The organism is Streptococcus sp. 1343 (assembly GCF_013277355.1).
In the GTDB taxonomy this organism is placed as follows: Bacteria; Bacillota; Bacilli; order Lactobacillales; family Streptococcaceae; genus Streptococcus; species Streptococcus pseudopneumoniae.
Window position 1 is genome coordinate 1 of record NZ_VMMT01000063.1, and the last position, 8,397, is coordinate 8,397.

Annotated in this window: 7 protein-coding genes; 1 reads left to right on the top strand and 6 read right to left on the bottom strand. The window is 42.1% G+C overall.

What is annotated here, in order from left to right; translation table 11 throughout:
- Positions 1–148: 148 nt before the first annotated feature.
- From aguB to HT709_RS09275, 6 genes are read right to left on the bottom strand one after another with little or no spacing between them, the layout of a single operon-like run.
- Positions 149–1,024, bottom strand: coding sequence for an N-carbamoylputrescine amidase (aguB, locus tag HT709_RS09250; protein ID WP_023937523.1), 876 nt, complete (start codon positions 1,022–1,024; stop codon positions 149–151).
- Positions 1,025–1,033: 9 nt separating this feature from the next.
- Positions 1,034–2,119, bottom strand: a complete 1,086-nt coding sequence (gene aguA, locus HT709_RS09255; protein ID WP_023937525.1) for an agmatine deiminase — start codon at positions 2,117–2,119, stop codon at positions 1,034–1,036.
- On the bottom strand, positions 2,116–3,243 hold the full coding sequence (gene nspC / locus HT709_RS09260; RefSeq protein ID WP_100104628.1) for a carboxynorspermidine decarboxylase: 1,128 nt from the start codon (positions 3,241–3,243) through the stop codon (positions 2,116–2,118). Before nspC ends, aguA begins: the two co-directional genes overlap by 4 nt.
- Positions 3,243–4,502 carry a saccharopine dehydrogenase family protein gene (locus tag HT709_RS09265; RefSeq protein ID WP_100104629.1) on the bottom strand — a complete coding sequence of 420 codons (1,260 nt, stop codon included), beginning with the start codon at positions 4,500–4,502 and terminating at the stop codon, positions 3,243–3,245. The genes nspC and HT709_RS09265 overlap by 1 nt, the downstream gene beginning before the upstream one ends.
- Positions 4,499–5,359, bottom strand: a complete 861-nt coding sequence (gene speE / locus HT709_RS09270) for a polyamine aminopropyltransferase (protein WP_000366713.1) — start codon at positions 5,357–5,359, stop codon at positions 4,499–4,501. The genes HT709_RS09265 and speE overlap by 4 nt, the downstream gene beginning before the upstream one ends.
- Entirely contained in the window at positions 5,360–6,820 is a 1,461-nt protein-coding gene (locus HT709_RS09275) for an aminotransferase class I/II-fold pyridoxal phosphate-dependent enzyme (RefSeq protein ID WP_138699667.1), read from the bottom strand.
- 708 nt (positions 6,821–7,528) lie between these two features.
- Here HT709_RS09275 and HT709_RS09280 point away from each other — a divergent pair.
- On the top strand, positions 7,529–8,224 hold the full coding sequence (locus HT709_RS09280) for a VIT family protein (protein ID WP_172925704.1): 696 nt from the start codon (positions 7,529–7,531) through the stop codon (positions 8,222–8,224).
- The last annotated feature ends 173 nt before the right edge of the window (positions 8,225–8,397 follow it).

Consider the following 8,397-nt stretch of genomic DNA (forward strand, 5'->3'; position numbering starts at 1 on the left):
TAGTTTTGCAGGAAGTCTAGTATAAAATACGGACTAATCAAGATAAAAGAATAGTGAATCATAAAAATCGATTTACTAGATACCATAGTATCTTATAGTTGCTAATAAGAAGTTAGTCTAGCAGAATGAACCTCTCATTTCTCCCCTACTAGTCCGTAATTCGTTGATACATTTCTGGTCTTCTATCTCGAAACAAGCCCCAGTTTAGGCGTTCACTTGCTCCCTTGTCTAGGTCATAAGTAGCTAACAGAACAGCTTCTTCTTGTCTTTCAGCTCGTTCTAGAATAGCTCCTGTTTCATCCGTCATAAAGGAGGAACCGTAGAAGTCAAGACTGGAACTCTGTCCGCCATTTTCCTCACTAGGCGTGACCTCTTCCAATCCATAACGATTGGCTGAGATGACTGGAACAATATTTGCTGCTGCGTGTCCTTGCATGGTACGTTGCCAATGACCACAACTATCCGTATCTAAAATTGGCTCTGAACCAATGGCTGTAGGATAAAAGAGCAATTCAGCACCATTTAACGCAAGACAGCGGGCTGTTTCAGGGAACCATTGATCCCAACAGATACCGATCCCGATCTTGGCATAGAGAGTATCCCAGACCTTGAAACCTGTGTTGCCAGGTGTGAAATAAAATTTTTCTTGATAATAATGGTCATCTGGTATGTGGGTCTTTCGATAAACACCCAGCACCTCACCATCTGCATCAATGACGGCAATAGAGTTATACAAGACATTACCATCTTTTTCATAGAAACTGATTGGTAAAACGACCTTTAGCTCCTTGGCAATGGTTTTAAAATGCTGAATAGCTGTATTGTCTGTCACCGACTGGGCATGCTGGTAGTAGTCATACTGACGTTCCTGACAGAAATAGGGACGTTCAAACAACTCGGGCAAGAGAATAATTTGTGCGCCTTGTTCTGCAGCCTGACGTACTAAACGCTCTGCGGTTTGAATATTTGTTGCCACATCCTTGGCGCATTGCATCTGAATGGCTGCAACTCTTACATTTCTCATCTTTTTCTCCTATTCTGGGATTTGTTGGGTGATACAGTGGATATTGCCACCACCTAAGAGAATATCTCTGGCTGGAATTCCGACAACTTTACGGTCTGGGAAACACTCACTGAGAATATCTAAGGCTACTTGGTCGTTTTTATCTTGAAACTGAGGAACTAGGACAGCCTTGTTGGCAATATAAAAGTTTACGTAGGAAGCTGCTAGTCGTTCACCTGCGTATCGCTCTTCTTCTCCTTCTTCATAGATGTAGCCTGGCAAATCCTCTTCGGTTACAACTTGATGAAGAGCTGGAATTGGAAGTTTATGAATAGTGAAGTGACGACCTTTTGCATCTGTTTCTTGCTCTAAGAATTCGAGATCTGCTTTTGACATGGCATACTGAGGATCGTTTTGATCATCTGTCCAAGCCAAAACAAGCTCTGCAGGACCAACAAAGGCTGAAACATTGTCAACGTGTTCATTGGTTTCATCCTGATAAATACCATAAGGAAGCCAAATAACTTTTTCAGCGCCAAGGCACTCTAATAAGGTATTTTCGATTTCCTCTTTACTAAGATGAGGATTGCGACCAGGACTAAGCAAACAACTTTCAGTCACGAGAATGGTTCCTTGACCATCGCTATGTATCGCTCCGCCTTCTAGGACAAAAGGTTTGGCATCATAAACAGGCATTTCCAAGGCCTCAGCAAAATTACTGGCTACTTGATCATCATCTTCATAGTCTTGGTAGAGACCATCTACAGCTCCACCCCAAGCATTGAAAGACCAATCCACGGCTAATTTCTGGCCTTTATCATTGACAAGAATGGTTGGGCCTGTATCACGCGCCCAGGCATCATTGGTGGGAATGTCTAAATAAACAACCTTGTCTCCAAGATAAGATTGGGCTTCAGCTAAGTAGTCTTGGTCCACCAAAAGATAGACTCTTTCTCCTTCTGCTATGGTCTTAATAATCTGGCTGAAAGCTCTTTTAGCAGCCTTTCCTTGAAAGGGCCATGAACCTGGTCGAGTCGGCCATATCATGAGGGTACCATGATGTAGTTCGTACTCTGCTGGCATACGATAGCCTAATTTTGTGGGACTGTCCATCATGATAATCTCCCTTTAAAATCTTGATAGCCAAAGGCTTTGACTAAGCTACAGTCACCCTGATCATCCATGAGATAAAGACTTGGCAATCCAATACCATTAAAGGTATTATTTTTAACAAATGAGTAAATAGCCATGTCCTCAAAGTAAAGTCTATCTCCAATCTCAACAGGATTTTCAAAACTATAATCACCAATTACATCGCCCGTCAGACAGGTATTAGAAGAAAGTCTGTAGGTATGGGCTTTTTCCTGTGCCTCAAAGCCATTTCTCAAAGGTGGACGATAGGGCATCTCAAGTACATCAGGCATATGGCAGGTCGCAGAGGCATCTAAAACCAAGATTTCCATACCGTTTTCTACAATATCTAATACCTCAGTTGTTAAATAACCCGCATTGAGCGCAATAGCTTCACCAGGCTCGATGTAAACATCGAGTTGATAGGTTTCGCGAATACGATTAATCTCAGAAATCAGCAAGTCCACATCATAGTCATCTCTTGTAATATGATGTCCACCACCCATATTGAGCCATTTGACCTCATGTAAGTAAGGACCAAACTGCGCTTCTACTGCTTTCAAAGTTGTTTGTAAATCATCTGCTCCCTGCTCGCAAAGGGTGTGAAAATGAAGACCATCCACCAAATCCAGCAAATCACTAGGAATTTTATCTAGTGTAACGCCAAAACGAGAACCAGGTGCACAAGGGTCATAGAGCGCATGGTCACCCTGTGTTGAACACTGAGGATTGAGACGTAAACCAACACTGATACCAGCCTCCCGACAACGAGGCCCGTGTTTGCGCAACTGCCTCTCTGAGTTAAAGACGATATGGTCCGTTATCTCTAGTAATTCCTCCATGTCCGCATCCTTAAAGGCTGGCGCAAAGACATGGACTTCACCCGGGAACTCTTCTCTAGCGAGCTTAGCTTCATAGAGTCCACTGGCTGTCGTACCAGATAGATACTGGCTAATCAAGGGATAGGTTTTGTAAAGGGAATATGCCTTCTGGGCAAGCAAAACCTTGCAACCAGATTCTTCTTGTACATATTGTAAAATGCGGCAGTTGCCTTCTAACTTTGCCAAGTCAATGATGTAAGCTGGCGTTGGTACTTGTTCTAACTTCATTAGTCCACCATTTGTGGATTCTCAACCACAACCCAAGGCAAACCATACTCATTCAAAGCTTCCATGAATGGATCTGGATCTAATTCTTCAAGGTTGTAAACTCCTGCTTGTTTCCAAGTACCATTCATAACTAATTTTGTCCCAATCATGGCTGGAACGCCTGTCGTGTAAGAAATGGCTTGTGAACCAACTTCTGCGTAACATTCCTGATGGTCGCAGACATTGTAGATGTAGATGGTCTTTTCAACGCCATCTTTGACACCTGTAAAGATACAACCGATATTGGTTTTACCAACCGTGCGTGGACCAAGGCTGGCTGGATCTGGAAGCAAGGCTTTTAAGAATTGAATTGGAACAATGTCTTGTCCATTGAAGTTAATGGTATCCGTACGAAGGAGTCCAACATTTTCAAGACATTTCATGTGCGTCAAGTAAGATTGACCAAAGGTCATAAAGAAACGAATGCGTTTGACACCTGGAATGTTCTTGACCAATGATTCAATTTCTTCATGGTGAAGGAGATACATGTCTTTTTGTCCGACCTGAGGGAAATCGTACTCACGCTTGATTGACATAGCTTCCACTTCAACCCACCTACCATCTTCCCAGTAAGAACCTGGCGCAGAAACCTCACGTAGGTTGATTTCTGGGTTAAAGTTTGTCGCAAATGGATAACCGTGGTCACCACCATTACAGTCTAAAATGTCGATATAGTGGATTTCATCAAAGTAGTGTTTGAGAGCATAGGCAGAAAAGACGCTGGTCACACCTGGGTCAAAACCAGAACCAAGAAGAGCGGTCAAGCCAGCTTCTTTGAATTTCTCCTGATAAGCCCATTGCCATGAGTAGTCAAAGTAGGCTGTAAAACCAAGTTCCTTGCAACGTTTCTCATAGATGGCACGCCACTCAGGATCTTCTGTATCCTCTGCCTCGTAGTTAGCTGTGTCGATATAGTGGACACCTGTTGCCAAACAGGCATCCATAATTGTTAAATCTTGATATGGTAAAGCTACGTTCAAAACAGCTTCTGGCTTGTAGCTTTCAATCAAGGCAATGACTTCTTGAACCTTGTCAGCATCAAGAGCAGCTGTCTCAATCTTTGTACTTGTTTTGCCTTCTAACTTCGCTTTCAAGTCATCACATTTTGACTTGGTACGGCTGGCAATCATAATCTCTGTAAAGGTTTCGCTATCCTGACAAATCTTTGAAATAGCAACTTGGGCAACGCCCCCACATCCAATAACTAATAAACGACTCATTTTTTTCCTTCCTCTTCTTCTAAAATGTCCTCAACATACTTGGGCAACATAAAGGCTCCCACGTGTAAGTTTGCAGTGTAGTATTCTGTGAAAAGCTGGCGTTTTTTCCAGCCTTCCTTGTCAAAATCTTTGACAGGGTGGTATTTTTTCGAAGCAAATCCAAACAACCAATAGCCAGCTGGACTGGTTGGTATATGGGCCTGATAAACCCGACTGATTGGAAAGGCTTGATTGACCTTGCGATGCATGCTTCGGCAAGCTGACTCATCCTCATCAAAGAAGGGACTCCCATGCTGGTAAATCATTATACCGTCTTCTTTCAGAGCACGATAACTATTACCGTAAAATTCCTTGGTAAAGAGCCCTTCCGTATGTCCAAATGGATCCGTCGCGTCGTTGATGATAATATCATAGTCATCTTCGCAGTTTCGCAAAAAGCGTAGCCCATTTTGGTAGTAAATAGTAACACGTGGATCATCTAGCCCTGCAGCAAAGTCTGGGAAATACTCACGACAAACCTCAACCAACATCTCATCTGGTTCCACGATATCGATTTGTTCCAGCTCAGGATAGAGTGTTAATACTTGAGCAACACCACCGTCGCCACCCCCAATAACCAAGACTTTCTTTGGATTGGGATGCACAGCCATGGGAACATGAACGGTCATTTCGTTGTAGACAAAGTCATCCGCATCTGAAAACAAGACGTGCCCATTTAAAATCAGTATTTTCCCAAAAGCTGGGGTATCCAAGACTTCGATATCCTGCCATTCACTTTTACCAGCGTAGAGTTGCTTGGCTGTTCGCAGGGACAATTTGACATCTGGAGTATGAACTTCAGAAAACCATAAATCCATCTAGTTATCCTTTCTCTTAATGACGTTGATGTGATTGACCTCAGGATCTTCCGTCCCTTGGAGGGAGCAACCACGTTCCTTAGCAAATTGGATATAGTCTACAATTTCACGAGTAATGCGTTCACCAGGAGCCAAGATAGGAATCCCTGGAGGATAGCACATGACAAATTCTCCACAGACCTGTCCAACAGATTCATCCAAGGTCAAACTTTTTCTCTCTGAATAGAAGGCTTCCTGAGGAGATAACACCAACTCGGGCTGAATATATTCTCCTGCTATCAAGTCCTTCCCATCTCGTGAATAGAGTCTCTTGATGTCAGCCAAAGCACCGACCAAGCGCTCGATGTCTTGGATGCGATCACCAATCGAAATATAGGCCAAGATATTGCCAATATCACCAAACTCAATCTGAATGTCGTATTCGTCTCGTAGGAAGTCATAAACCTCGATACCTGTTAAGCCAATACCCTGAGTGTAAACTGACAGCTTGGTTACATCAAAATCACAGACCGACACACCATCTATTAACTCTTTTGAGTAGGCATAGTATCCACCGATAGCATTGATTTCACGGCGAGCATACTCAGACAGTTCAATGACCTTTTCAAACGACTCTTTACCACGAAGGGCCAAGTTGCGACGTGAAATATCCAAACTAGCCATCAACAGGTAAGAAGCAGATGTTGATTGGGTCAGGTTGATGATCTGACGAACGTATTCAGAATTCATCTGCTCCCCGATAAGTAAAATGGAGCTTTGGGTCAAACTCCCACCAGACTTATGCATGGAAACTGCTGCCATATCAGCCCCTGCATCCATAGCAGAAATTGGAAGTTTATCAGTGAAATGCAAATGCGCTCCGTGGGCTTCATCTACTAAAACCATCATGCCAGCTTCATGAGCCATTTCTGTCAAACCCTTTAGGTCTGAACAGATGCCATAGTAAGTAGGATTGTTAATCAAAATGGCCTTGGCATCTGGATGGTCCTTTATGGCCTGGGCTACTCGGTCATTTTCAAGACCTAAAGCGATACCAATCTTAGGATCTACACTCATCTCGATATAGATGGGAATGGCACCACATAGAACCAGCGCATTGATGGCAGATTTGTGAACATTTCTCGGAAGAATAATCTTATCTCCTGCCTTGCAGGTTGACAGAATCATAGTCTGCACCGATGAGGTTGTTCCACCAATCATGAGAAAAGCATGGCTAGCTCCAAAAGCATCTGCAGCCAGCTCCTCTGCATCTCGAATAATCGAAATAGGGTGTCCTAGATTATCCAAGGGTTTCATCGAATTGACATCAATGCCTACACATTTTTCTCCTAACAGTTCGACAAGTTCTGGATTTCCTCGTCCACGCTTGTGACCTGGAACATCAAAGGGAACAATCCTTTTCTTGCGTAACTTCACCAAAGCCTCATAAATTGGGGCTTGGTTTTGATCTAACTTCTTCAAGACTTACTCCTTTACCGTATTTTTAGTGCCTCAAGAAGATAAAGGCGACTAAAGGTTGACTCATGAAAAAAGAGCAGGTTTCCACCTGCTCTGCAATCTTCTGACGTTTTTATGTTTGTTTCTGTTGAGTATGTCTGTTCCCGATGTTTCCTAACTCTCTAGTAGCAAATATTACGTACTTTATTGATCGTTTCACAAGATGACGTGTGCTTTCACCACACTAAAAATTTATGAATTAGGACAAACGTCCTAACATCAACTTATAAAAGTAGGCTTTTAACCCTATCAATAATGTGGCTTTTCAACCACGCTTCGGCATTCAACCCTGCCTGTCCGTAGGCATTTTTTACTTGGGTTTATATTTGCTAGAAAACATCATCTCATTTTCTAAGCTTTATTACTATATCATGTTTTTAAGAACTTGTAAAGCGGTTTACGAAAAAAATATAAAAAGTTCGCAAAATATTTGGATTTTATTTGATTTAATACTACTTATTTTCTTGTAAACGATTATAAAGTGAACAAAATGTTTATCGTATTTAATTTAAAATTTTTATGCTATTCTATACTCTTTACCTTCGGTGTTTGATCTATCAGAAAAGATGTCGACATTTTTATATCATTAAAATCGTGCAACTTTTTTCAGATACTTTTAAAAGATTGATTTCCCTATATTTTTCCTTTATACTGGATAAAAAGGAGATTAGTATGTCAGAAACAAATCACAAAATTGATTCAAATTTTGCAGGTCGTTTAAATATCCTGCGTGCGGGTGTTCTTGATGCTAACAATGGAATTATTTCCATTGCTGGTGTGGTTATCGGAGTTGCCAGTGCCACGACCAATATCTGGATTATCTTTTTATCAGGGTTTGCGGCTATCTTAGCTGGTGCCTTTTCAATGGCTGGTGGAGCATATGTATCCGTTTCAACTCCAAAAGATACCGAAGAAGCTGCCGTTTCGCGAGAAAAACTCTTGCTAGACCAAGATATGGAACTAGCCAAAAAGTCCCTTTATGTTGCCTATATCCAAAATGGAGAATGTGAAACCTCTGCCCAACTCTTGACCAACAAGGCCTTTTTAAATAATCCGCTCAAGGCTTTGGTAGAGGAAAAATACGGTATTGAGTATGAAGAGTTTACCAATCCTTGGCATGCTGCCATCTCTAGCTTTATTTCTTTTTTCCTTGGAAGTTTGCCTCCAATGCTCTCAGTGACCATTTTCCCAAGTGAATACCGCATCCCTGTTACTGTCCTTATCGTCGGTGTGGCCCTTCTTCTCACTGGTTATACTAGTGCCAAACTTGGAAAAGCCCCAACCAAAACAGCTATGATTCGGAACCTTGCTATTGGTCTCTTAACTATGGGCGTTACCTTCTTACTCGGACAACTTTTCAGTATTTAATACTCTTCGAAAATCTCTTCAAACCACGTCAGCTTCGCCTTGCCGTATATATGTTACTGACTTCGTCAGTTCTATCTGCAACCTCAAAACGGTGTTTTGAGCAACCTACGGCTAGCTTCCTAGTTTGCTCTTTGATTTTCATTGAGTACAAGCCAACAAAACAGCCCCGTCTA

Coding starts and splice junctions, on each gene's coding strand:
- aguA (WP_023937525.1), bottom strand. CDS start 2,119: ATGATGGACAGTCCCACAAAATTAGGCTATCGTATGCCAGCAGAGTAC.
- speE (WP_000366713.1), bottom strand. CDS start 5,359: ATGGATTTATGGTTTTCTGAAGTTCATACTCCAGATGTCAAATTGTCC.
- HT709_RS09280 (WP_172925704.1), top strand. CDS start 7,529: ATGTCAGAAACAAATCACAAAATTGATTCAAATTTTGCAGGTCGTTTA.
- nspC (WP_100104628.1), bottom strand. CDS start 3,243: ATGAAGTTAGAACAAGTACCAACGCCAGCTTACATCATTGACTTGGCA.
- aguB (WP_023937523.1), bottom strand. CDS start 1,024: ATGAGAAATGTAAGAGTTGCAGCCATTCAGATGCAATGCGCCAAGGAT.
- HT709_RS09265 (WP_100104629.1), bottom strand. CDS start 4,502: ATGAGTCGTTTATTAGTTATTGGATGTGGGGGCGTTGCCCAAGTTGCT.